Genomic DNA, 22681 nt, shown 5'->3' on the forward strand with positions numbered 1-22681 from the left:
CTGCACATTTTGCCCTCACAAAACGTCCCTTACCGGGGATTGTACCGTTTCATAAGGAGTGCTTTATGTCGGCACATAGCATCCCGCAAGCCGAGCCACGTCGCTGGGCAATGTTTGTCATTTTACTGGTTGGGGCATTTTTGCCGCCGCTCGATTTTTTTATCGTTAACGTGGCGCTGCCTGCCATTCAGAACGAGCTGGGGGCCTCATCTTCCGCTGACCAGCTGGTCATTTCATCCTATGCTGCCGTGTATGCGGTAACATTAATTACCGGCGGCCGCCTGGGCGATATTTATGGTCGTGGAAAGATGTTTTTTCTTGGGCTTATCGGGTTTGCCGCTGCATCCTTACTGTGCGGGTTAGCCTGGTCACCCTGGGTACTGATTACCGGACGCATGTTACAGGGTGCCACCGCCGCCATTATGGCCCCTCAGGCGCTGGCTTCCGTGCAGGCCATTTTTCCCGAAGCGGAGAGACCGTTAGCGTTGAGTATCTATGGTGCAGTGTTTGGTCTGGCCTCCGTTATCGGACAGGTACTGGGCGGCATCCTGATTTCAGCGGACCTGTTTCACTTGGGATGGCGGGCTATTTTTCTCGTTAACCTGCCTGTGGCGCTGCTGGTCATTCTTTTTGGCCTGCCATTGCTGAAAGAAACGCGGGTGCAATCTGCACAGCGACTGGACCCCGTCGGCATGCTGTTAGCAACAGCCACGCTGTGCACGCTGATAGTGCCGTTGATTGAAGGCCGTGAGGCGGGATGGCCCTGGTGGACGTGGCTATTGTTTCTTACTGTCCCGCTGCTGGTCTCGTTGTTATGGCGTTATGAGCGTCGCCTGAGTCAGAAGGGAGGTTCGCCACTGCTTAATCCGACCGTGTTACGCGCGCCAGGGCTGGGCCAGGGACTTGTGATTATTTTACTGTTTTATTCGATCGGCGCGTTCTTTCTTCTGTTTTCTGTTTATCTGCAAGGCGCGTTGCATTTTAACGCTCTGAGCGCGGGCACGCTTTTTCTGCCCTTTGGCATCGGCTTTCTGATTGGTCCGTTACTGACACCATACCTGAGGCGCTTTGTCGGAAATTACCTTAGCGCAATCGGGATGGGATGCGAAACCGTAGGGCTGGCGGGCCTGGCATGGTTGATCGCCACGACGCTGACGGGCAGACCTCCCGCCATGCTGCCGCTCGCAGTTCTCCTTTTTGTTACTGGTCTTGGACAGGGGCTGGCGATGCCAACCCTGGTGCGGATGGTGACAGGCCGGGTTGCGCCACAGTTTTCAGGTATGATTGCTGGCGTAACCAGCTCGGTATTACAAATTAGCACTGCGCTGAGCGTCGCCGTCATCGGCGGTATTTTTTACAGCATGTTGGGCAACGGTGACAGCGGAGCAGTCATTACACATGCCTTTATCGTCGCGCTTCTGGTGATGGCAGTCTGCTTGGCTACTGGGGCAGGGCTAAGTATCCGGTTAATCCGGCGCTCCTTCGATCGCTCTACAGCCCCAGCCAGCTTTTCCCTCAAGTAACACAACAAATCTCAGTTGGCTGCGAACTTCCGCGTGATTCGGCAGCCAGCTGAGAACCCGTTATTTTTCACTTCAGCTCTCCTTACAGGCCGTTCAGTCATCCGTTGAACGAGTGAGTTGTTCCCACTGTTCTATTTCATTATTTAATGCAGTCAGCTTTTGCCGCACTAAGCTCAGTGCATCACTGCCTAACAACAAATGCACGGGTGGACTCTGGCTTTCAATCAATGCCAGCATGGCATGGGCGGCTTTAACGGGATTACCGAGTTGCTTACCGCTTTTTTCCTCACGAGCCCGGCGAATGGGGTCGAATAAAACGTCATAGTCCGGGATACTGCGAGCACTGCGTACCATTGAGCGCCCGGCCCAGTCCGTGCGAAACGAGCCGGGTGCTACTGCGGTCACGTGTATGTTGAACGGGGCAAGCTCTTTGCTTAACGTCTCTGATATCCCTTCCAGTGCAAATTTGCTGCCACAGTAATAGCTGATGCCTGGCAAGGTAATGAAACTGCCCATCGAGGTGATATTGATAATGTGTCCGCGACGGTGCTGGCGCATGCCCGGTAGCACGGCTTTAATCATCGCCACCGCGCCAAACACGTTCACGTCAAACTGGCGGCGCATTTCTTCGAGGGACGATTCTTCAAGAATGCCTTCATGGCCATAACCAGCGTTGTTCACCAGCACATCAACCGGACCGACGGTTGACTCAATCTCCTCAACTACCTCATCAATATGCTCAAAGTCCGTGACATCAAGCAGTCGGCCAAAAGCCCGCTGCGCATTGAGCGCCTCGAAAGCCTGCTGTGCTTCGCGGTTGCGTACGGTTCCGACGACCCGATGACCTACGGCGAGGGCTTCCTGTGCAAGCGCACGACCCATGCCGCTGCTGACGCCAGTGATTAAAATCGTTTTTGCAGATGTCATAAAAGAACTCCCATGAACAGTGAAGGTTGCATGTTATTCTCTGTTCTGCCGCATTTTTAGGCCTTATCTTCTCTTTTCCTTGCCTAATTTTATGAGGTGTTGTTATGACCGTAATGATTGCCCTGATGAAGGCACTTGCGGTGCAGGAGGGGTACAACCTTACTGCCTTGCCTGATGTGCGAATTTTGCGTTCCGATCGCCCGCTTGCCAGAACGCCTGTGCTTTACGATCCGGGGATCGTGATTGTCTGCCAGGGCAGCAAGCGCGGCTATTTTGGTCAGCAAACTTATTTATATGATGAGCAGCACTACCTGGCGGTTTCGGTACCGGTGCCGTTTGTGATGGAAACCGACGCGTCGGCAGAACATCCGTTGCTGGCGATTTATATGCATCTGGATCTTCAGCTGGCCGCTGAACTGATGTTGCAAATTGAACAGCATGACGCCCCGCATCCTCCCGCTGCTCCACAAAGCATGATGTCGAGCCCGATGGACGACGCAGTAAAAACGGCCGTGCTGCGCTTGCTTGAAGTTCTGATCAATCCGCTTGAAGTCGCTATCCTCGGCCCTGCGCGGGTACGTGAGCTCTATTTCCGCGTATTGACGGGCGCACAGGGCAACGCAATGCGTGCCGCGCTGGCCTTGCAGGGGCAGTTCGGCAAGATAGGCAAAGTGCTTCAGCGCATCCATGCCACCTATGCTGAGCCGTTAACGCTGACGCAACTGGCTATGGAAGCAGGAATGAGTGTGCCGACGTTTCACAGCCATTTCAAAGCGATAACCCGGATGCCGCCGATGCAGTATGTGAAATCGGTACGCTTGCACCAGGCGAGGATGTTGATGGTGCGCCAGCAGATCACTGCCGCCGCCGCGAGTTATGCCGTTGGCTATGAAAGCCCATCGCAATTTAATCGCGAGTTCAAACGCCTGTTTGGTCTGCCGCCGGCTGAGGAAATAAAACGCATGCAGCGTAACTTCGCCGTTCCGCCTGTGCAGCAAGCGTCGGTATTTGTTTCATCGCATTAAGGTTTATTCGGCATAGCTGAATAGGTCGTGAGGTATGTAATGTCCGCTTCTGGCAAAGAGCAGACAGGCATGAGAAGAATAGTCCGCAATGAGCGAGAAACGGAAGCTCGCAGTTAAGGTCGCAAATCAACGGTCGCATTACTAACATTGCGGTGTGTTAATCGATGGGGAGCAGGTCACAACCTTAAATTGCCAGAAAATAGCACAGCACAGGGTAGGCAACGCCCGCTCGCGGCACATAACGGACGCGCCAGAAAGACATGATTTCTGCCTTGATCAACTAGCGGACAATTTCGGTCGGGACGTTAACACCCTGCTAAGGGATAATTTGGTAATTTAACGGAAATGGTTAAGCTGTTTATACACTCGCTTAAGGGATAATCATAAATGATTGTAAACAGTATGGTCTACCGCTCAGGCCGCGCCGCCGAGGCCGTCGATATTGAGGATATTAGCGAAGTCATCCAGGAAACTGATGCGTTTATATGGCTGGGACTCTGGCAGCCTGAGCCTGCCTTTATGTACAAAGTACAGGAAGAATTCGGCCTGCACGACCTGGCTGTAGAGGATGCACTTAACGCACATCAGCGGCCTAAAATAGAGCGTTACGGCAACTCGGTATTTATTGTGGCGAAGACTGCCAGCGGCCGGGGTGATAATATTGAATTTGGCGAAACGCATTTGTTTGTAGGACGGAACTATCTTATCACGGTTCGCCACGGTGCTTCAGAAAGCTATGCCCCCGTACGTACCCGTGCTGGCGAGAATGCAGGCATGCTGTCATTCGGTCCGGCCTATCCACTTTACTGTATTCTGGATTTCATTGTGGACGGCTATGCAGAGCTGACCGCACGACTCAGTACAAAAATCGGTGAGATGGAAGCCATACTCTTTCACAATGAATTTGACCGTGAAGCCATCCAGAACGTGTATTCTCTTCGCCGTAATCTTCTCGCGCTCCGCAATGCAGCCCAGCCAGTTGAAGAAATCTGTACGGAGCTTATCCGTATTCATGAAGAGTTAATCCCGAAACCACTCAGGGCGTATTTCAGAGATATTCAGGATCACGCCCGCCATGTTGTAACGGATGTCAATGACATGCGCGAACTGCTTGGCAGTGCGATGCACGTCAACCTTGCGCTGGTTTCAGTGCAGCAGAACGAAGTCGTCAAGAAACTTGCCGGCTGGGGTGCAATACTGGTGATCCCGACGGTAATATTCAGTATGTATGGCATGAACTTCGACAACATGCCTGAACTTAAGACACTCTATGGCTATCCGGCGACAGTCACTGTCACACTGATAGCCTGCGCATTATTGTGGCAGCGATTCAGGCGTGCTCGCTGGCTATGATGCAAACGTGGGCTGAAAGGCCGTCTGGTTTTTTGAGCCCACTTCTGTGCTTTGAGGTCACATACCGCCTGGCGTTCCTGGCAAAAATGTCATTACTGCACGCATTCCACAAGGTTTGTCAGGTCATCCCTGTTATTTAGACATCGATGATGTCTGCTTTTGGTATAAAGCCGCCATTGAGCAGGTTTTCAGGGGGCACTGTGAACGAAAGGTACGCACAGTAGCAGGTAGTTAACAGATGAAAAAAGCCCGCACATCTTGATGCGGGCCTGAGCGGTGGCTATCGCCAGGGAAATAAATTACGGCTTTTTGAACTTGTCTTCGACTTTCTCTTTGGCTTCCGCAATTTTGTCGCCAGCCTTGTCGGCTAAGCTTTCTTTGTGCTCCGGGTGATCCGTTCGTGCCTGACCTGACGTGACGTCATACTCTCTGGCATTATCTGAACCGGATGCCTCCGGCAATGTCCCGGCATTATGAGCTATGTCTGAGGCCTGCACGGTATCTGCATGATCGATATCCACTTCCTGACGGCGCACTGAGTCACTGACCGTCTCCACCCGATCGCTTTCATCTTTGCGTACCACCACTTCTTCTTTGATGTGCGCCGTTTTGTTAATGACGGGTTGTTCATGGGTTTCAGCAACTTCTACCGTTTTTTCTGACCAGTCAACGCTGTCCGGCGAGCCGGTTTCACTGAGCGGGCGACGGAAAATTTCGGCGTGCTGTTCGCGCAAGGAGATATTTTCCGAAACGCGATCGGTAACGGTATAGCGGCGGACACGGGTAGAGCCCTCACTGACCAGTCGCTTACCGACTTCCAGTCGTTCTTCAGCCAGGCGAAGCACGTCTTCCTCGCTTTCATCACCGGTCAGTGATGTCCGCACTGCATCCGTGCCGGTCTGGTTACTTTTGCCAACCGGAGGCGAAGTAAGCTCTTCATCAGTCGTGTAATCAGCCGGGGCCGCTGCGCTGCGCCCTGTAAGCTCCTCATGCGCATCCAGAATACCCAGCGCGCGCGGGGCCTCATCCTCATCGGCACGAAGCGACAGAACCACCCCGCCGGTTCGCAGCGCATCTTCGTAAACTTCTTCCTGGTCTTCCTCAAGGGTGTTGCCAAACAGGCGTTGCCAGAAACCGGGATGACGCGCTTCATGCCCCTCAGAACGGAGGCGTTCGCCTGAGATAATATCAATATCATCATCGCTGAAGCCGGCCTTAATCAGGTTACGCTTCGCACCTTCCGCCAGAGTTAAGGTACTGAACATCGTTACGATTGTTTCATGAGCCATGGGTCTCTCCTGGGTGACAGTTCAGATATGTTATATCCTGCAACGGTTGTACATACGTACCTTTTACCGGGTCCCGCGGGCATAACCCTTTAAGCGGGCTGCGGGCCGGCGTGCTTAAAGGGTTATGCCCGACCCGGTCGACAGAAAATATATTCCCCTGCAAATTTTCCGGCGAAATCACTGGCACGTACACAAACAAGCCTGGCATAACCTGAAGAAACTGACAGAAAGTGCCCGGTGAAGAGGCCGTAATGAGAAAAATGACGCAAACCCATGCGGCTCGTCATAAATTCGTAAGCAAAAGCTGGCGGTTTCTGAGAAATGACAGCGTTTTAAACAGACGGGGTAACAACACAAGATGAATCTGCCCGCGCCTGGTTTCGCGTAGTCCTACTGAATACTGCTGCAGGAAAAGGAATAATGGCCTTTTTTAAAAAGGAGTTTCATCAGCACCTCGCAGACTTCTTCTGGCTCGCCGGCAAGGCAGGGAACCAGCCCTGCAGCGCTTACTGGCCGGAAACTGATGGCGAAGCGCTGAAACTGCGCAGCCGGAATACGCCTCGCTTGCAAATAAGAACTCTTTAGCCAGAATCTACAGCTGCACAGAAAGTATGAAATGTGCACCTACGAGAAATCCTTGTTACTTTTGCCCGCTGCTTATTTGCGGGCTTTTTTCGTCTTCACCCACAAGGACAAAGAGCGGCCGGACAGATAACGGAGCATTAATGACAGTGAAATCAGGAGACTATGTAAATAACGGCGTTAAGCATTATGCGAATGATGACACGCAGTTCAGTGTCTCAGGCCATGAGCAGGAGAAACCGGAGCTGGAAGAAAAAATCTGGTCGCTGTTTGGTGAACCTGAAGCCGCGGCGGATAAAAAAGAACAGGAAGCCATTCGTGAAAAAATCTGGCAGCTGGCAGAAGTTAACAGTGAGAAGTAATCTGGCTGGCCCGGAATAAAACCATAGTCAGGTTAAATCTTTATTAAACAATTAATTAATGAACCTAACGCAGACATTACGGTCTACAGTTAATGCGGAGGTCTCCTCTGTAACGAATTTTTACCCGCCCTGTGCGGGTATTTTTTTTGCCCGCAATCCGCAATAAAAGAATAAAAAGCCAACGCATCGCTCCCGCCGTCTCCCCGGCAGCGCCGGGTCGTGAGCGCTGTTGCGCTTACCGGCTGGGGTCTGATGGCAACGGCAGTTGTCAGCCTGAATCTGGTCCGGTGGGCAATGCTGTAGCCTCAAATGAGGGAAAGATAAGCGAAAATGAGCGGATGTCTGAAGTTTTTACAAGCTAATTAATACAGGGAAGGTCCGCTATGAGCGAAAAGCGGACGTTGTCATAATCGGTGTAACCTGTTCTGACCCCACAACATACCAATGGGCGCATTTTCTCAGACTATAACTTTGCAAGCTCGTTGACCAACCAGAGAATTTCAGCATACAGCACTATAGCCTGTGTAATAATCACTTTTGCATCGCGAACAAATGCAGGACATCCCAGCCTGTTTTTTTATTTCATTTCGGTTAATAAATCCCCCCACATCATGACCGCTAAAATCTTTAGCATTAAAGGTTAAATCTATATTATTGATTGTATTGAATTTATTATGCTCAGCGTAATTCCCTGTTGTATGTCTCGCTGCTTGCGTGTAGTGATCACTACACACTTAGCTCACAACAATCAGGAGAATACACAATGACTCAGTCTTTTCAGAAAAAAATCGCAGTTATTACTGGCGCATCATCCGGCATTGGTCTGGGAATAGCACAGGAGCTTTCAGCACTCGGTGCAACCGTAATCATTACCGGACGAGACAAAAATAAACTGGAACTGGCAGTCAGTACGCTTGGCCCGGCTGCGTATCAGTTTCAGGTGGATGTGAGCAGCCTGACCGAGCTGAATGCGTTTTATGAGCAAATCCGTTCCCGCTTTGGTCGCATTGATATTCTGATAGCAAATGCAGGCATGGGAGAAATTGAGCCTCTCGGTCAAATTACTCCGGAAAAGTTTGATCTCCAGTTCACCACGAATGTAAGGGGTATCACTTTTACCGTTCAGAAGGCCCTGCCGCTTATGAAACCCGGTAGCAGCATTGTTATCACAGGCTCAACTGCTTCTATTAACCCCGGAGAGGGACTGAGTGTTTACGGCGGCACCAAGGCCGCCTTACGCGCTATGGTACGTAGCTGGATACTGGATATCAAAGGCGCCGGCATTCGCATCAATATCCTCAGCCCCGGTCCGGTTGATACGCAGTCCCTGCGCGATTTTCTCCCAAAACCGGTTGACGCAATCCTGCAGTCTTTACGCGACCGCAGCCCGATTGGCCGCATTGGGCGAACTGAAGAAATTGCGAAAGCTGTAATATTTCTTGCCAGTGATGATGCCGGTTATATCAACGGTGCGGAGATATTCGCCGACGGTGGTGCATCTCAGACCTGACCGAAGTCGCTGAAGAAATAATATCTGTAAACAATATGACAGCCCTCTGTGCAGGGAGGGCCGGCTCAGTTCCAGTTATTTCATTCCCAGACTTATATGGACTTTGCGCTTCCGTCATTGCCTGGCTTATTAGCAGCGCTGGACAGCTGGCTGAGTCTGTTATTAAAAAGAATCAGATTAATTCAGCTCGCCTGTTTCCTGAATGGCGGGATTATTTCAACCATAACCCAGAGAGCTCAGATTATGACTGATGCTATTAATGTTGAAAATGAACAACGTTATGTCGATGAGCTGAAGATTCAGCGGTTGCTTGCCATTTATATTCACAACCTGGATGACGGAAAATTTACTGAGAACTCTGAACTGCTTAAACACGCCGAATTTACTGTCCTGAGGGATACTGCTCACGGTCGCGAAGAGGTTGAGCAGTTTTTTATCCGTGGCGTCCAGCGTCATGAAGACGGAACTCCCCGTACCTGGCATAGCGTATCCAGTGCACTGATAGATATTTCTCCTTCCGGCGATTCGGCCACCTGCGTCAGTTATTTCACTGTGCATCAGGAGTTGGAGGGATTCCCGTTACAGCCAATATGTACAGGACGTTATTACGACACTTTCGAAAAACACGACGGTTACTGGCGGTTTACGTCGCGTAATGTTGTTCCTCGTCTGATGGGTGATCTTCAGTTTCACGTTGGCGCACCTGTTAACCGTGCGCAGATGGAATGAACGTACGGTTGACAGGAAAAAGACCGGGCTCGTTCCTGGGGCAATAAATGCATCGGCTTTGCCATTGAACCTGACCCTCTGGTATTAAGGTCAACGCTGTTAAAGCCGGGCATGGCACATATTCAAATGACAGTACAGGCGTTTCTAACGCCAGAAGAAGGCGCAGCCAAGGCGGTAAAAAGGCGTCAACGGAACCAGACTGTCCTGCCGGCATTTTTGCAGTCACATGCGCCAGCCCTGGCAGGACACCCGTTTTCGGAAGCCTGAACAGCGTCCGGGACTTCCGGGGAAGTTCAATACGATAGCTTGCGCTGACAGCCGTATGCCCGACGATTCACCGTTCTCTGCTATGGCGCGCACTGGCTTTCACTTTTCTATACCCGCCAACCATCAGCGTCAGAACGGCGAGCCATATCGGGACATACGTCAGAAGCGATGCCAGAGTCAGTTTTTCTCCGGGCAGGAAAAGTGACACCAGAAATAACAGTAGGGGTTCGGCATAAGACAGCATGCCAAACACCGTAAACGAGAGGCTGCTGCTGGCAAGCAGGAAACAAAGTAATGCAGAGCCGCTCAGTAATCCCAGCCCTGCCAGGGTGCCCCCTCCGCCGACAGGCCCGACGGGTAACCATTCCTTTCCGCTTCCCTGATAAATCAGCAGGGCAATTGCTGGCACCAAGAGGCATAAATTTTCTGCAATTACACTAAAGAAAGCATTATTTCGTAGCTGACGTTTGATAATGAAATACGGCGGATATCCCAGCATAACGACAAGCGCCACGAGCGGAAGTGAACGCACCATCATAATTTCAGCTGCAACGCCACAGGCCGCCAGCAGTACGGCAATTTTCTGCCACCCTGACATCGTTTCACCGTACAGCGCTCTGCCGGTTAGTACCATGACCAGAGGCAACAGAAAGTACCCGAGTGCAAGTGACCGGCTTTGCCCGTTGACGGGCGCCCAGCAGAAAATAAGTATCTGCAGTCCAAGAAGCGCGGCGCAGGCAAATGTTGCAATGAGCAGCCGTGTACTTTTTATCACTGACATTAAGTAGTGCCAGAAAGGACCCCGCTTTTTTCGAAAGGCCAAGGCCAGCATCAGCAACAGCACGGTTGTTACTGCGCGCCATCCTGCTATCTGCCATCCGTTCAGCGGGTGCAGAAAAACGCTGTAATAGCAGAGTACGGCAAACAGCACTGATGACACTAATGACAACGCGATGCCCTTGTGTGCAGTCATATCTCCCTCATAGAAACGTTTACGGGAAAAAACAATGCGGTGATAAAAATGTGAAGCACCAGCCAGCAGATCTTCCGCTGACCGATGCGACTTATAAGCAGAATCAGGACAGCTGAATCGACGTACCCGGAATTGTCAGTGCAAACTCAGCACCAAACACGATTGCCGGCGTCTGAAAGCCGGGTAAGCTGTCACCGCTGAGAACGCGCCTGGTAGCCTCAACGGCCGCAAGCGGCGTATAGGAATACCCGTTAACCGTTTCGATTAATGCCCGTTGCATATTTCCGTCAGAGCCGGTGACTTCGGCTACAGCGCGAGCGCGGCTGGCATCACGTTCCTCCTGTCCGGGCCCGTCAGGAAGCAGGGATAAATCCCCCTCCGGGAAGGCATCGCCGGTCACATGAACAAACATTTCAATATCCGGAATACCGGTTGAATGCCATGCCGTAACCAGATCGCCAAAGGAAAGCGGCGCACAGGCGACAGGACCCTCACCAAAATCAAACCAGCCAGGCTGCGTATTCTCTTTCGTCATCAGAGTACCGTTAACGCGTTCCAGCAGGCCGGCTCCGATAATTTCACCTGCGCTGACAGCAGAACCCCGGGACATAGATCCTGCCACCTGTAAGGCTATGCGTAGTCGCCGGGGTTCATGTACCTGTCGTGCCAGGCGAACCGCCAGACAGTCAGTCGGCACCACATCCCAGCCCACGCCTGGCATCAACATACTACCCGCCCGCGCAGCCACATCCCCCAGCGATTCAGCCAGCCGGTAAACGTTAATTTCCGCCGTGATATCGAGATAGTGAATGCCCTGCGAGATACAGGCTTTCATCAGCGACTCTGCCGTGCCGGCGAACGGCCCGGCACAGTTCAGCACGACGCTTACTCCCTCCAGGTGGCGAATGACTTCACCTTTATCTTCAAGGCTGAAAACCCGCATTCCGGCATCAAGTGATTCTGCTAGCGCGGCCAGAGGCGGCTCTTTTCTGCCAGCAACAATGATACTGAGGCCGGCAATTGTTGCCTGTGCGGCAATCATGCGCCCCGTATAACCGGCTGCGCCATATATCAGTAATGTCTTCATCATTGAGGGTGCTGCCAGTCTTTGTAGACAAATTCCAGACTGTAGCCATCAGGATCGAATACGCCTGCAGCATAATAGCGTGGATCGTAGTGAAGCCTGGCACCGGGCGCACCGTTGTCGGTTGCGCCAGCACGCATGGCTGCAGCATAGGCTTCATTCACCATTGTCTGATTCCGGGCAACGAACCCGACGTGCACGGCAGACGGAGCCACGACGCCTTCGCGGAGCCAGAAAAAAATCCGGCCCTGAGCACCAAAACCTTTCAAATCCGGGTGTCCGGGAGGCCCGTCTTTTCCATCATAATCATGACGCACCGTGATGCCGAGAGGGGCAAGCGCTTCAGTATAAAAATTAACGGAACGGTCAGTATCACTGACCGATAAAAACACGTGATCAAGCATAAAAACTCCCGAAGATTTCAGATTTGATAGCCGCCCGCGACTTCAATTTCCTTTACGACATTCTCAGCTAAATCCGGATGATTGTTATACGTCACGATGACGCCCATTCCGTCTGCCGCGCACTGCCTTGCAGCGCTGGCGCCAATACCGCCGCTGCCACCTGTGATCAGCACAGTTTTCATGGTGTTTCCCCTTTTTCATTGCGATATGAAAAGGTTAAAACACTCGTCATCACAGGGCTTCTGTGTTCCTGCTCGATTCTTGCCTTTTTCTGCTTTATGCTCGTTTAACTAAATCCTGAGGAGACTGGCAGTGACACTGGATCCCCTGCTTGATGAGTTACGTCAGCTGACAGCCCATGCCCGGAACTGGCGAACCGAAACCGGTATTCCGCGGGTGGCAATGGTTCAGGGCGATGTCCCCGCACATGCATTGGCTGCGGTCTATGAGCCGATGTTGAATCTCATACTGCGGGGAAGAAAATCCATGACGGTGGGTGACCGGATATTCAGTTACGATCCTGCTTCTTACTTTGTCATGTCAGTCGATTTGCCTGCGGTTGGCGACGTACATCCTGATGCCAGTGGCGCACCTTATCTTGCTGTCAGCCTGACTCTGACGCCGGAACGGATTGCGACGCTGCTGGCAGATTTACCCCCCCTGAGGGCTGATTCACAGTCGGGTGCTTTTTCTGTCGCCGCCGTTACGCCCGAACTGCTGGATGCGTGGGCAAGAATGCTTCGTCTGATGAAAACGCCTGAAGATATCCCCGCGCTCGCACCGGTGTATGAGCGGGAAATCCTTTATCACGTTCTGAAAGGTCCACATGGCTGGATGCTGAGGGATATCGCTTTACCGGGCACGATGCTGGCGCGTATTGGCAATGCCATTCGCTGGATAAGGCACAATTTTGCGTCAGAGTTCGTGGTTGAATCACTGGCCGGACAGGAAGCCATGAGCGTATCGGCCTTTCATCGCCATTTTAAGTCCGTAACAAATATGAGTCCTGTCCAGTATCAGAAACGCGTCCGCCTTCTCCATGCCCGGACGAAACTGCTTGCGCGGCAGCAGAGCGTCACATCTGTTGCTATGGAGGTGGGTTACCGCAGCGTGCCCCAGTTTAATCGCGAGTACGCCCGTTTCTTTGGCCGTTCTCCTTTAAAAGATGCTGCAAGTCTTCAAAAGGAGACTGATGATGCCGTTTAGTGAAGTTGCGTACTTTGCTGGCACAACAAAGAAAACGCTGACCTCATGGTGTTTCACTCAGCAAACAGCAGGCCGCTCCTCAGAGGTGATGTATTTCGCAAAGTGACGGTTGGCAGCGTTACTTAAACGTTTTGACACACGACTTCGATGTTATTGCCGTCCGGATCAAGGATGAAAGCCGCGTAATAGTGGGAATGGTAGCGATTGCGAATTCCCGGCGCGCCATTGTCTCTGCCGCCCGCCTGTACAGCGGCTTGCCAGAATTCATCAACTGCGGCGCGCTCGCTGGCAGCAAAAGCCAGATGCACCGAAGCGCCAGGCATGTCTTTATCGTGCAGCCACAGCCTCGGGTATCCATCCGGGCCAAGCCCATACCGGGAACCACCTGTAATAGTTCGCTCCGGTGGCACAGAAATAATCAGGCTGAACCCCAGCGGAGCGAGGGCTGCTTCAAAGAATCTGAGCGATACCTGAGCATTTTTTACGGCAATTTCAATATGGTCGATAACGGACATCGCTTTTACCTCCGGGTTAAACATTTGCTGGAGTCAGCAGGGCACTGAATGCCTGACCAGCCAGCTGAGCCACGGCAGTTAATCTGGCTTTTGACAGGCCCGTTGCAGCGGCTGAAGAAAAGCCCCGCAGCGTTGTCACAACATAATCAGAAAGCTCGCGGTACCTCACAGGCTCATACTGCCGGATATAGCTTCTGATGAACTCAATTCCTGCCTCACCATAGCGACATGCCAGTTCCCGGGCCTGCGGATCATCGGCACGCATACCTTCAGCCACAAGACAGCCCCGCTGTACCGAAGACCGGACGTACAGCCGTGCAGCAGTAACAAAAAGGTCTGCAACGGCCTCATTCAGCGGTCTGCCCGGTGTCAGAATTTTGTCAGCCGGCAGGTTTCCTTCGGCAACGTACAGCTCCAGACAGCGCTCAAATAGCCCGGCTTTACTGCCGTAAGCGGCGTAGAGGCTGGGGGGATTGATGTTCAGCGCCTTCGTCAGTTCCGTAATGCCTACAGCATCATAACCATGCTGGTGAAACAGCGCTTTAGCCGTCTGCACGCCGGACTCTCTGTCAAACATCCGCCTGCGTGGCTTTAACAATTTTTCGGTATCACTCATATATCCATGTCCTCGTTACGCCAGAAGTGTGTCAGTTGCTATCTTAAAACTTTCCTTTAGTGATCGCTACAGGAAGTTAATGACATTCCATTTACACCTGTATATAGTGACCACTACATTAACTAATATGGTGTTTATATGAATCAGTCACTTAACAAAAGAATTTCCGTTATCACTGGTGGCAGTAGCGGCATTGGTCTGGCTATAGCGAAAAGCCTTAGCGATGAAGGTGCAGAAATTGTCATCACAGGCCGTACGGAAGAAACCCTTAAAAAGGCGGTAATAGCTCTGGGTGAAAATGCAAAAGGTATCGTTGCCGACGTCAGCAGCAAGGTAAGTCTGGATGCGCTTTATGAAAGGATTAAAGCAGAATTTGGCCGCATTGATATTCTTGTCGCTAATGCTGGCGGCGGGGTCCATGCCCCGCTTGGCGAAATAACTGAAAAACAGATTGATGACCAGTTCGCCACAAATGTTAAAGGCGTGGTGCTGACTGTTCAGCAGGCGTTACCTCTGCTTCGTAAAGGTTCAAGCGTAATCATCATTGGTTCGACGGCCTCTGTAGATCCGGGTCCCAATATGAGTATTTATGGTGCGACCAAAGCTGCAGTCAGGAACATGGTGAGAAGCTGGGTTGCAGAGTTGCATGGCTCCGGTATACGGATAAATATCGTTAGCCCCGGGCCTGTCAATACAGAGTCACTCAGAGCCGCATTTGGAGAAAATGCCAAAGAAGGGCTTGCCTTTCTTACCTCAAAAAGTCCGCTGGGGCGCATTGGTGAGCCTGAAGAAATTGCTGCTGTTGCAACATTTCTGGCCAGTGATGCCTCAGGTTATGTGAACGGAATTGAGCTGTTCGCTGATGGGGGAGCATCTCAAACCTGACAGAGGGAAATACCCGGTGACTTAACACAATGGCTTGCTGCCATTGTGTTTTTTACAGTGTAAGCCAGTCTGTTGACTGAAAAGGAAAGGATCTTTTAACACATAAGCACTTCGGCTCACCGTTTATGTTAGCCCAAAGCATAAACTTCCGCTGTTGGCACAAAGCAGACTAACGCTAATGATAATTCAGCAATATCACCTCAGTGCCTTGGTGTTTCATTGAAATCAACCGGGTCTGATTTCCCGGCTGCCCTTCTTTAACAACATTGAAATGCTTGTCACTCACTTAGAACTGTGGGCCGGTGAAAGTCGGTGCTGGCACACCTGCCATTTCCGATCCCCCAAGCTTTCTCTATCCGGAGCACTATCTCTCTGTATTTTCTCTCATATATATCTAATCAATGCTCCAGTTGTTCTGCACTGTAATACTGCAGCTGCTTCTCCGTGTTCTTATTTCCTGACATCCACATTACCAGCATTTCAAAACGTATGGCCCTTCGGCATACTGGCATCCCGACAGACCGGGTCGTCAGCTGACTCTGTTAACCGGTAAAGCTGGCAAGCGACGCCGAACCGCCAGAAGCAGCGTTTGGGGCCTGACATCTGGGGTCTGAGGGCAGCCATTCTGATGGACTGCTGCAGAGTGGCTGATTACTGAGGAAAAAGAGCAGATCCACTGTCTGTTTAATCACCGCCGTTCTAAGGGCTACTCTGCCCGATGATTGCAGGAGGGAGGCTGAGTCTGTGTGTCTGACAAAGTTGTAGCCAGTGTAAGGGGCAGCATTTGTTACCGGCTGCACTTTATGATTACCAGAGAAGGTACACATTTTCTAATGATTTTAAGCGGGAGTTGAAATCACTTAAATTCTAAAGATAGTTATTTAACACTTCTTACTCTGTGATTAATATTATTAAAATCAATAATATAATCTTATAATTGAGTTTAGTTTACATTTAATTAGTTTTCTTTACATTATTGCTGAGTTGTTGTTGTATAAGCCCACTAAATGATTAAAGGGAATTGTTGATCATGTACGATGTGGCTATTGTAGGGCTGGGTGCAACAGGCGTAAGTTTGCTGAGCCAGATTCAGGATGAAGTTTATAAAGTCAGAGCGGCGAAACCCCGAATCGCCGTATTTAATCCTTCCTGTAGTTTTGCGAAAGGGAAAGCATTCGGTGACGCGGATGCCGTGCATAAAGTTAATACACCCCCTGGAATGATGGCGGTGACATCTACGGAGCCTGAGCAGTTTGGTCACTGGCTACATTCGGCGTTCAGTACGCATGAGCGATGGCCATCCCGTCTTAAGTACTCAGACTTTATCAATCAGACCTACCTGGACATCAAGCAGGCGAGGATTCTGCACATAGATGAGTGGCGACACAGCGTGACAGGCTTGTGCCGTACTGCCTGTGGATATTCATTAACAAATGATAATGGTGAGATTATTCATGCCCGCAAGGTGGTGATGTGCCTGGGATCGCTGGCTGCTGACATGTTTCCGGAGTTTGAAAATCAGCAGGGCTTTATCACTCATTATGCGCAGTTTGATCACTCTTCAGAAGAACCGCTACTGATTGCAGGAAGCGGACTCACAGCCATTGACGCATTCCGCTATGCGCGTGATAAAAGCTGCGTCGACATTCATCTTTATTCCCGCAGTGGCTATGTTCCTACCTGCCTGACGGAGCGGAACACTTACACACCGGTGCATCTGACGTGGCGTAATCTCATGGCTGCCAGCGCTGGATCAGATGATGTCCTCAACGTCTTCTCGCGCCTGCTCCGCAGAGAATTTTACTTGCTCCGCGAGCGGGGCGAGTTTCGGCCCGCAATGAAACTGCTGCGTGAAGGACGACAGACGGAATATCTGCGTCTCCTGCTGACGCGCGCTGAAAAAGGTAATCTTCCCTGGCAGGATGTCCTGGTCTCAACGAGGCCATACATGCATAAGCTCTGGAGTGCGTTTAGTCTGACGCAAAAGCAGCAGTTTATGAAAATGTATGGCGCCGTGTGGGCGGCGTGGCGCCATCCTGTTCCTCAGGAGGTTTACAGCGAACTGCTTCAGGCTTCGGCAGAAGGAAAGCTTAATTTTCATCAGGCACTCTCTTCTCCAGAGCATGAAGGGAACACATTCCTTTTGAAAACGAGGTCTCAAACGCTCTCATTTGGGCACTTATGGGATGCGACAGGGGGAAGGAATCATCTTCACTTAATGAAGCAACCTTTAATGCTGAATCTGATGAAACAGGCGCTAATTGAGGTGCACCCGTGCGGAGGAATGAATATCGATCCTCTCACATTCCAGTGCAGGGTTCAGAACCGCAACGTTCCTGGTCTTTATAATCTTGGTCCGCTCAGTAAGGGAAGCCTCTTCTCTACGAATGCCTTCTGGTTCAATGCGCGGTGCGCTGAAAGCTGGGCAAAGAAGTGGGCCGTCGAGTTTTGTGAAAATGCTGTTAAGGAAACATTGTGACGATATTCGTACCGCTGATTTATCTTTTTGCCGGCTGGCTGGTGGGGAAAACGGCTTGGGATTTCAAAACGGCTGCTTCATGGATATTAACGCGTGTTGCCATTCCGGTTGTCATCATTTTCAACATATCCACGCGCTTTGGCAGTATGAGTACGATAATCATTGCGACCGCCATCAGTATGCTCATTATGCTGATGGCGTCCCGATATATTATTCGTGATCCCCTTAAAAGTCTGTGCTTCAGCTACCTTAATATTGGATGGCTGGGGTTGCCTGTGGCGACTGCCCTGTTTGGCAATGAAGCCGCAACCATTATTATCGCGGCCTATGTGGGCAGTTCAATCGTGGGCAACTCTGTTGGTGCAGGGATGCTGTCAGGACACCCTTTTAGTCTGTTTAAATTAGTTCAGACTCCGCCTGTGCTGGCACTGATTGTCGGGGCTGCGCTCATTCCGTTCAGCCAGCAAATCACGCTGTGGTTTGGAGGTCTTTATGATGTCGCAAAATTTCTGATGAGCTTTCTTGGCATGGCAGTGCTTGGAATATGGTTGTCCAAAATTGAGCTGACTTTTAAGGATCTCCGGCAGGAAGTCCGCCCATATCTTATTAAATCAGCTGTAATGTTTATTCTGATCTCACTGCTCATAATACTCGCCAGAATTTTCGACTTCAGGCTGATAACAGAAAATCCGGCGACGCTTTATCTGTTTTGTCTTCTTCCACCGGCAGCCAATATCATCGTCCTGGAGACGCATTATCTGGGCACTGGCCGTTCAGCTAAGCTCATCACCTGCGGAACCTGCATCAGTATTGTTGCGATTAGCCTGTTTGCAGTGGCTATAGCTATCGGCAGGACGATGGGCATTGTTTTTTGAAATTGATCGAAATTATCAAATCGGAAATCAAAGGAACACCCGGTGCTGACGCACTGGTTATCCAACTATGCCGCGTTTATCCTCTCTGAAGTCAGTAATAAAAATAGATCAACCTTTATGGCCCCTTTGGCTTCTCAGCGAGCCGGGTGTGCAAACCGCTAAGCTTTGCCGAACCGCCAAAATCCACGTTTGGGGCGTGACGTGTTCTGATGGCGAACAGCCAGGTCTGTCCTGCGGTTGACAGACATTGGCTCGTTCATTCAAAAAATTAAGGAATGTTCGCTACGAGCAAGAAGCGGACATCAATCTTTAAGCATGTCCTCAAAGGCCAGGCTCCACGATAAAACCTCAACCGATGCTCGCAAGCCATGGACCCAAAAAGGATCATCGGAAAATATGGATAAGGCCTCTTCTTCATGCTCAGCCTTCACGACCCATAGCGCTCCGACAGGTTGATCGTTATGCTTTTCGCGTAATGAACCGGCAGCAAGAACCACACCTCGTTTTTGCTTTAACCAGTCTAAATGATAATTGAGATAGTGTTTTCTGACATTGTATTCACTTTGGTGATCGGTGAACCTTATTGCGAAAAGCATTTCTTCCCCTTTTCCAGCATTCTAGTTGGCGATTTCTTGAAGTTAATAAGCATCAGAGCCTAATTCCATAGAATGATAAAACCCGCGGCAACACATCTATGCAAACTAAGAGCAGGCTGCAGAGTTCTCTCTCTTTAAATTAATGACATCATGGATGACTTTACGCCATGCTGGCATGACCCGGTCCACTGGCATCAGGAAGGAAACAGCCATGATCATCAGACCCAGGCACACCGCTAAGGATTCGAGCCACAGCAGTAACGATAACGTCAGCACAGACAGCCGGACAGAATTCTGGCGCGATCCGGCCGTTAACTATGTAGAAAGTCGCCGCGCCTGTAACAGCCGCGCGTGTTATAAGCCACACAGTCATCCGACTTTTTCTATAGGCGCGGTTGATGCAGGCGGTAGTACTTTCACTGGCGCGACATCTGGCCCGTGCTCGTTGCGGCCCGGAATGATGGTTTTCATTCCGGGTGGCTGTGTTCATGCCTGTAATCCTCTGCCTGACCAGAGCTGGAGCTATCAGATGCTGCACCTGGATGCCGGCTGGTTAAGTGCTTTAGTTGCAGAAATGAGCAATTTGTCGGGTGGGTTCATCAGTGAAAGTGAAATTCGACTGGTTGATAAAGACGTTGTCTATCGTCGCTTCTGTGAACTGAATAACCTCCTGTTTTCAACCGCCAGTAAAGAAGATAAAAATGCCGCGCTGATAGAGTTTATTGGCGATTGTGACTGCGGCGAAAATATGGTTGAAACATTCCCGGCCGTGTCGCCCTGTGCCAGCCTGGCAGTAAAAAGCGTTATAGATGCACTGCAACAGACCGAGCGGCAGCCATGGGGGTTAACAGAGCTGGCAAACCTCTCAGGGCTGAGTCGTTATCAGCTGATCAGGGCGGTTCGCGTTGCAACCGGAATGACGCCGCACTCTTACCAACTGAATGTTCGCATTAATCAGGCGCGCAGCTGGCTTCAGTCAGGCCATGAAATAACCGATATTGCCTACCGACTGGGTTTTGCCGATCAAAGCCATTTCCAGCGTGTATTTAAGGCTCATACTGGTGTAACGCCGGGCTGCTATCGGGCTTGAGCAAAATGCAATTTTATTCAATACAATGCTGTTCCAGTTTTGCATCCTGTTAAAAATTTTTTTAAGAGGATCATACTGTGATGCAACAATTTTTTTTCGTGGCAGCGGCACATTTTCTGGCGCTGCTGTCGCCCGGTCCGGATTTTTTCTTGGTTGCACGTACCTCAATAAGAGCCGGTTGGCGGCGTGCAGCAAATGTATGTCTGGGAATAGCGATCGCGAACGGCGTATTTATTCTCGCCGCTTTCAGCGGCATAACGCTTTTCCGACCGGGCAGCTTCAGCTTTATTGCTATTCAGCTCGCAGGCTGTGCCTATTTACTGTACATCGGTCAACTTTTTATCCGCTTTGCTGGCAGGAATTCCATTGCTGAACACAATGTCGAAGTAGATGCTCGTATGACAAAATCTGCGGACGTAATGAGTCCTTACCGTGAGTCAGGCATGGGCTTTTTGTCTGGCATTCTCAATCCTAAAAACGCGCTGTTTTACGTCAGCCTGGCCACGCTGCTCGGCGGGACCCATACGGCGATGAGTCTGAAAGTCGCCTATGGTGTGTGGATGTTTAGTATCGTGCTGCTGTGGGATTTGCTGGTGGCAATATTCATTGGCAATCGCTTGTTCCTGCGGTACTTTTCGCAAATGTTGCCTTGGCTGGAACGTATCTCAGGTGTCATCCTGATTGGCCTTGCCTTGAGTGTTATCGCGGTCAATGTTATCAAACTTTCCTGATAGTCCTCATGCTGTTAATTTCTGCTTTAGATTAAATGCAGGCATGCGTATATCCCTCTGGAAAACATCCCCATGGCACAATTTTGAGTGGCTATGAGCTAAAAGCTGACCAAAATATAGGAGCCTGTTAATCAAACAAGATGGGCCAGCAGTAGCCCATCTTAACCCCTTGATGCAAGGGTAAAAAGCAATTAGAGAAAACCAGGTATCTGATTAAGAAAACAGGAGCTTGATGATGAAAATGGCAGCGATTTCGGACATTCATGGAAATATTTTCGCGCTAAATGCCGTGCTGCAGGATATCGAAACCCGGGGAGTAGATTTTGTTGTCAATCTTGGCGATGTTTTTTCTGGTGGTCTTTGCCCGGCAGAAACGGCCGAGAGGCTTTTACCGCTGAATTTCCCCACGATAAAAGGTAATCACGAACGGCAGTTGCTTGAAACGCAACCTGAAAAAATGGGGCTGTCCGACAGCCATGCGTGCAGGCATCTCAGACCGGAACACTGGGACTGGCTGCGAAATATGCCTGCTGAGCTAACCCTTCATGATGAGATCCTAATGGTTCATGGGGTTCCGGGTGATGACAGTATTTATCTTCTTGAAGAGGTGACGGAATCAGGCGTCAAAGTCTCTTCTCACGCAAGGGTGAATGAGTATGTTGAACATCAGACCGCTTCTCTTATCCTCTGTGGTCACACTCATATCCCCCGAAGCCTTGAACTGAGCTCAGGATGCCTTATCGTGAATCCCGGCAGTGTTGGTTTACAGGCCTATGAAGATGATCAGCCCTATTATCATAAAATGGAAAGCGGTTCACCGCATGCCCGCTATGCGATTCTGGAAAAGTGCAACGATAAATGGTCCGTAGCGTTTCATAAGGTAGCCTATAACTGGGAAAAAGCCGCCGAGGTTGCATTGGCTAACAATCGCCCTGACTGGGTTAACGCGCTCACAACAGGAAGAATGGAATAGGGTGTAGTGGTAAGAAACCTGCCTCCATAAAAATCCCGGTCGGCTTTGTGCGAAAAGCGGACGTAGTGACATCGGTGATGGCGGTATGTTGCAGTCTGGCGATTCACTATCATCCATTGAAGGATGATGCACTTACCATCAGCATTTTCTATCCTGCGGATACTTATACGAAAGGTAACGGCATGATCACAGTAGAAATATCAGATCCACGTTCTCCAGATTCTCATTATTTAACAGAAAAACTGTCAGCAGAGCTTGCCACTATTACCGGTGATAGTGGCAAAAGCAACTTCACATCAGACTCAATGAATGGGGACAGATCACTGTGGGTACTGGCAAGAAACATAAAGGGAGAAGCGATAGGATGTGGCGCTATCCGACCGCTAACAGGGGATATAGCGGAACTTAAAAGGATGTTTTCAGACCGGAGCTCTCCGGGTATTGGTAATGCTTTACTTACTTTCCTCGAAACATCCGCGAAGAGCATGGGATATACCGAACTCTGGCTTGAAACCCGGCTTGTTAACCACAGGGCAGTACATTTTTATAAGAAAAATGGCTACGTGCGCATTGAGAATTACGGACCATACATAGGCCGGGAAGAGGCTGTATGTTTCTCTAAGCCGTTACAAGACTGACATAAAGCTTACTCTACCTGAGCCACCGTTAGTGCAGCGTGCGAATGTC

Annotated in this window: 23 protein-coding genes and 1 pseudogene; 15 read left to right on the top strand and 9 right to left on the bottom strand. The window is 50.5% G+C overall.

Going from position 1 to position 22681, the window contains the following annotated elements:
• The first annotated feature begins 65 nt into the window (after nt 1-65).
• Nucleotides 66-1523 carry an MFS transporter gene (locus ACF2G4_RS21225; RefSeq protein ID WP_409076405.1) on the top strand — a complete coding sequence of 486 codons (1458 nt, stop codon included), beginning with the start codon at nt 66-68 and terminating at the stop codon, nt 1521-1523.
• A gap of 93 nt (nt 1524-1616) precedes the next feature.
• Here the strand turns inward: ACF2G4_RS21225 and ACF2G4_RS21230 are convergent, their stop codons facing one another.
• Nucleotides 1617-2450: an oxidoreductase gene (locus ACF2G4_RS21230; RefSeq protein ID WP_409076406.1), complete on the bottom strand. Its 834-nt coding sequence runs from the start codon at nt 2448-2450 to the stop codon at nt 1617-1619.
• 104 nt (nt 2451-2554) lie between these two features.
• On the opposite strand from ACF2G4_RS21230, the gene ACF2G4_RS21235 reads away from it, so the two are divergent.
• Both ACF2G4_RS21235 and ACF2G4_RS21240 read left to right on the top strand, forming a co-directional pair.
• Nucleotides 2555-3475: an AraC family transcriptional regulator gene (locus ACF2G4_RS21235; RefSeq protein ID WP_215844969.1), complete on the top strand. Its 921-nt coding sequence runs from the start codon at nt 2555-2557 to the stop codon at nt 3473-3475.
• 387 nt (nt 3476-3862) lie between these two features.
• Nucleotides 3863-4828, top strand: coding sequence for a magnesium and cobalt transport protein CorA (locus ACF2G4_RS21240; protein ID WP_409076407.1), 966 nt, complete (start codon nt 3863-3865; stop codon nt 4826-4828).
• A 299-nt stretch (nt 4829-5127) separates the two neighbouring features.
• Here ACF2G4_RS21240 and ACF2G4_RS21245 read toward each other — a convergent pair.
• Nucleotides 5128-6126: pseudogene (locus ACF2G4_RS21245) on the bottom strand (YsnF/AvaK domain-containing protein); the annotation flags it as partial.
• Between the two features lie 411 nt (nt 6127-6537).
• Between ACF2G4_RS21245 and ACF2G4_RS21250 the strand changes: the two are divergent.
• The 4 genes from ACF2G4_RS21250 (at nt 6538) to ACF2G4_RS21265 (ending at nt 9300) form a co-directional block, all read left to right on the top strand.
• On the top strand, nt 6538-6702 hold the full coding sequence (locus ACF2G4_RS21250) for a hypothetical protein (protein ID WP_409076408.1): 165 nt from the start codon (nt 6538-6540) through the stop codon (nt 6700-6702).
• Nucleotides 6703-6842: 140 nt separating this feature from the next.
• Nucleotides 6843-7061, top strand: coding sequence for a hypothetical protein (locus ACF2G4_RS21255; protein WP_409076409.1), 219 nt, complete (start codon nt 6843-6845; stop codon nt 7059-7061).
• Between the two features lie 763 nt (nt 7062-7824).
• Complete coding sequence (locus tag ACF2G4_RS21260) at nt 7825-8571, top strand: SDR family NAD(P)-dependent oxidoreductase (RefSeq protein WP_409076410.1); 747 nt, start codon at nt 7825-7827, stop codon at nt 8569-8571.
• A gap of 96 nt (nt 8572-8667) precedes the next feature.
• Nucleotides 8668-9300, top strand: coding sequence for a nuclear transport factor 2 family protein (locus ACF2G4_RS21265; RefSeq protein ID WP_409076411.1), 633 nt, complete (start codon nt 8668-8670; stop codon nt 9298-9300).
• Between the two features lie 334 nt (nt 9301-9634).
• On the opposite strand, the gene rarD is transcribed toward ACF2G4_RS21265, so the two are convergent.
• From rarD to ACF2G4_RS21285, 4 genes are all read right to left on the bottom strand, one after another.
• Nucleotides 9635-10540 carry an EamA family transporter RarD gene (gene rarD, locus ACF2G4_RS21270; RefSeq protein ID WP_409076412.1) on the bottom strand — a complete coding sequence of 302 codons (906 nt, stop codon included), beginning with the start codon at nt 10538-10540 and terminating at the stop codon, nt 9635-9637.
• A gap of 103 nt (nt 10541-10643) precedes the next feature.
• Nucleotides 10644-11627 carry a saccharopine dehydrogenase family protein gene (locus tag ACF2G4_RS21275; RefSeq protein WP_409076444.1) on the bottom strand — a complete coding sequence of 328 codons (984 nt, stop codon included), beginning with the start codon at nt 11625-11627 and terminating at the stop codon, nt 10644-10646.
• On the bottom strand, nt 11627-12028 hold the full coding sequence (locus ACF2G4_RS21280) for a VOC family protein (protein ID WP_409076413.1): 402 nt from the start codon (nt 12026-12028) through the stop codon (nt 11627-11629). Before ACF2G4_RS21280 ends, ACF2G4_RS21275 begins: the two co-directional genes overlap by 1 nt.
• A 17-nt stretch (nt 12029-12045) precedes the next feature.
• The gene (locus ACF2G4_RS21285; RefSeq protein WP_409076414.1) at nt 12046-12210 is read right to left on the bottom strand and encodes an SDR family NAD(P)-dependent oxidoreductase; all 165 of its coding nucleotides are present in this window, start codon (nt 12208-12210) and stop codon (nt 12046-12048) included.
• A gap of 136 nt (nt 12211-12346) precedes the next feature.
• Here ACF2G4_RS21285 and ACF2G4_RS21290 point away from each other — a divergent pair, with 136 nt between their 5' ends.
• Complete coding sequence (locus ACF2G4_RS21290) at nt 12347-13234, top strand: AraC family transcriptional regulator N-terminal domain-containing protein (RefSeq protein WP_409076445.1); 888 nt, start codon at nt 12347-12349, stop codon at nt 13232-13234.
• Nucleotides 13235-13356: 122 nt separating this feature from the next.
• Here the strand turns inward: ACF2G4_RS21290 and ACF2G4_RS21295 are convergent, their stop codons facing one another.
• Both ACF2G4_RS21295 and ACF2G4_RS21300 read right to left on the bottom strand, forming a co-directional pair.
• Complete coding sequence (locus ACF2G4_RS21295; protein ID WP_409076415.1) at nt 13357-13749, bottom strand: VOC family protein; 393 nt, start codon at nt 13747-13749, stop codon at nt 13357-13359.
• A gap of 16 nt (nt 13750-13765) precedes the next feature.
• A complete protein-coding gene (locus tag ACF2G4_RS21300) occupies nt 13766-14365 on the bottom strand; it encodes a TetR/AcrR family transcriptional regulator (RefSeq protein ID WP_409076416.1) in 600 nt (199 codons plus the stop codon).
• Nucleotides 14366-14503: 138 nt separating this feature from the next.
• On the opposite strand from ACF2G4_RS21300, the gene ACF2G4_RS21305 reads away from it, so the two are divergent.
• The 3 genes from ACF2G4_RS21305 to ACF2G4_RS21315 all read left to right on the top strand — a co-directional run bounded on the left by ACF2G4_RS21305 (nt 14504) and on the right by ACF2G4_RS21315 (nt 18604).
• Entirely contained in the window at nt 14504-15250 is a 747-nt protein-coding gene (locus ACF2G4_RS21305; protein WP_409076417.1) for an SDR family NAD(P)-dependent oxidoreductase, read from the top strand.
• A gap of 1030 nt (nt 15251-16280) precedes the next feature.
• Nucleotides 16281-17729: an FAD/NAD(P)-binding protein gene (locus ACF2G4_RS21310; RefSeq protein ID WP_409076418.1), complete on the top strand. Its 1449-nt coding sequence runs from the start codon at nt 16281-16283 to the stop codon at nt 17727-17729.
• Nucleotides 17726-18604 carry a permease gene (locus ACF2G4_RS21315; RefSeq protein ID WP_409076419.1) on the top strand — a complete coding sequence of 293 codons (879 nt, stop codon included), beginning with the start codon at nt 17726-17728 and terminating at the stop codon, nt 18602-18604. The genes ACF2G4_RS21310 and ACF2G4_RS21315 overlap by 4 nt, the downstream gene beginning before the upstream one ends.
• A gap of 302 nt (nt 18605-18906) precedes the next feature.
• On the opposite strand, the gene ACF2G4_RS21320 is transcribed toward ACF2G4_RS21315, so the two are convergent.
• A complete protein-coding gene (locus ACF2G4_RS21320; RefSeq protein ID WP_409076420.1) occupies nt 18907-19200 on the bottom strand; it encodes a YciI family protein in 294 nt (97 codons plus the stop codon).
• A gap of 211 nt (nt 19201-19411) precedes the next feature.
• Between ACF2G4_RS21320 and ACF2G4_RS21325 the strand changes: the two genes are divergently transcribed.
• From ACF2G4_RS21325 to ACF2G4_RS21340, 4 genes are all read left to right on the top strand, one after another.
• The gene (locus ACF2G4_RS21325) at nt 19412-20290 is read left to right on the top strand and encodes an AraC family transcriptional regulator (RefSeq protein WP_409076421.1); all 879 of its coding nucleotides are present in this window, start codon (nt 19412-19414) and stop codon (nt 20288-20290) included.
• An 80-nt stretch (nt 20291-20370) separates the two neighbouring features.
• Entirely contained in the window at nt 20371-21021 is a 651-nt protein-coding gene (locus tag ACF2G4_RS21330; RefSeq protein WP_409076446.1) for a LysE family translocator, read from the top strand.
• A gap of 235 nt (nt 21022-21256) precedes the next feature.
• Nucleotides 21257-21994 carry a metallophosphoesterase family protein gene (locus ACF2G4_RS21335; protein ID WP_409076447.1) on the top strand — a complete coding sequence of 246 codons (738 nt, stop codon included), beginning with the start codon at nt 21257-21259 and terminating at the stop codon, nt 21992-21994.
• A 182-nt stretch (nt 21995-22176) separates the two neighbouring features.
• A complete protein-coding gene (locus tag ACF2G4_RS21340; protein ID WP_409076448.1) occupies nt 22177-22632 on the top strand; it encodes a GNAT family N-acetyltransferase in 456 nt (151 codons plus the stop codon).
• The last annotated feature ends 49 nt before the right edge of the window (nt 22633-22681 follow it).

The organism is Pantoea phytostimulans, assembly GCF_046118715.1.
Taxonomy (GTDB): domain Bacteria; phylum Pseudomonadota; class Gammaproteobacteria; order Enterobacterales; family Enterobacteriaceae; genus Pantoea; species Pantoea phytostimulans.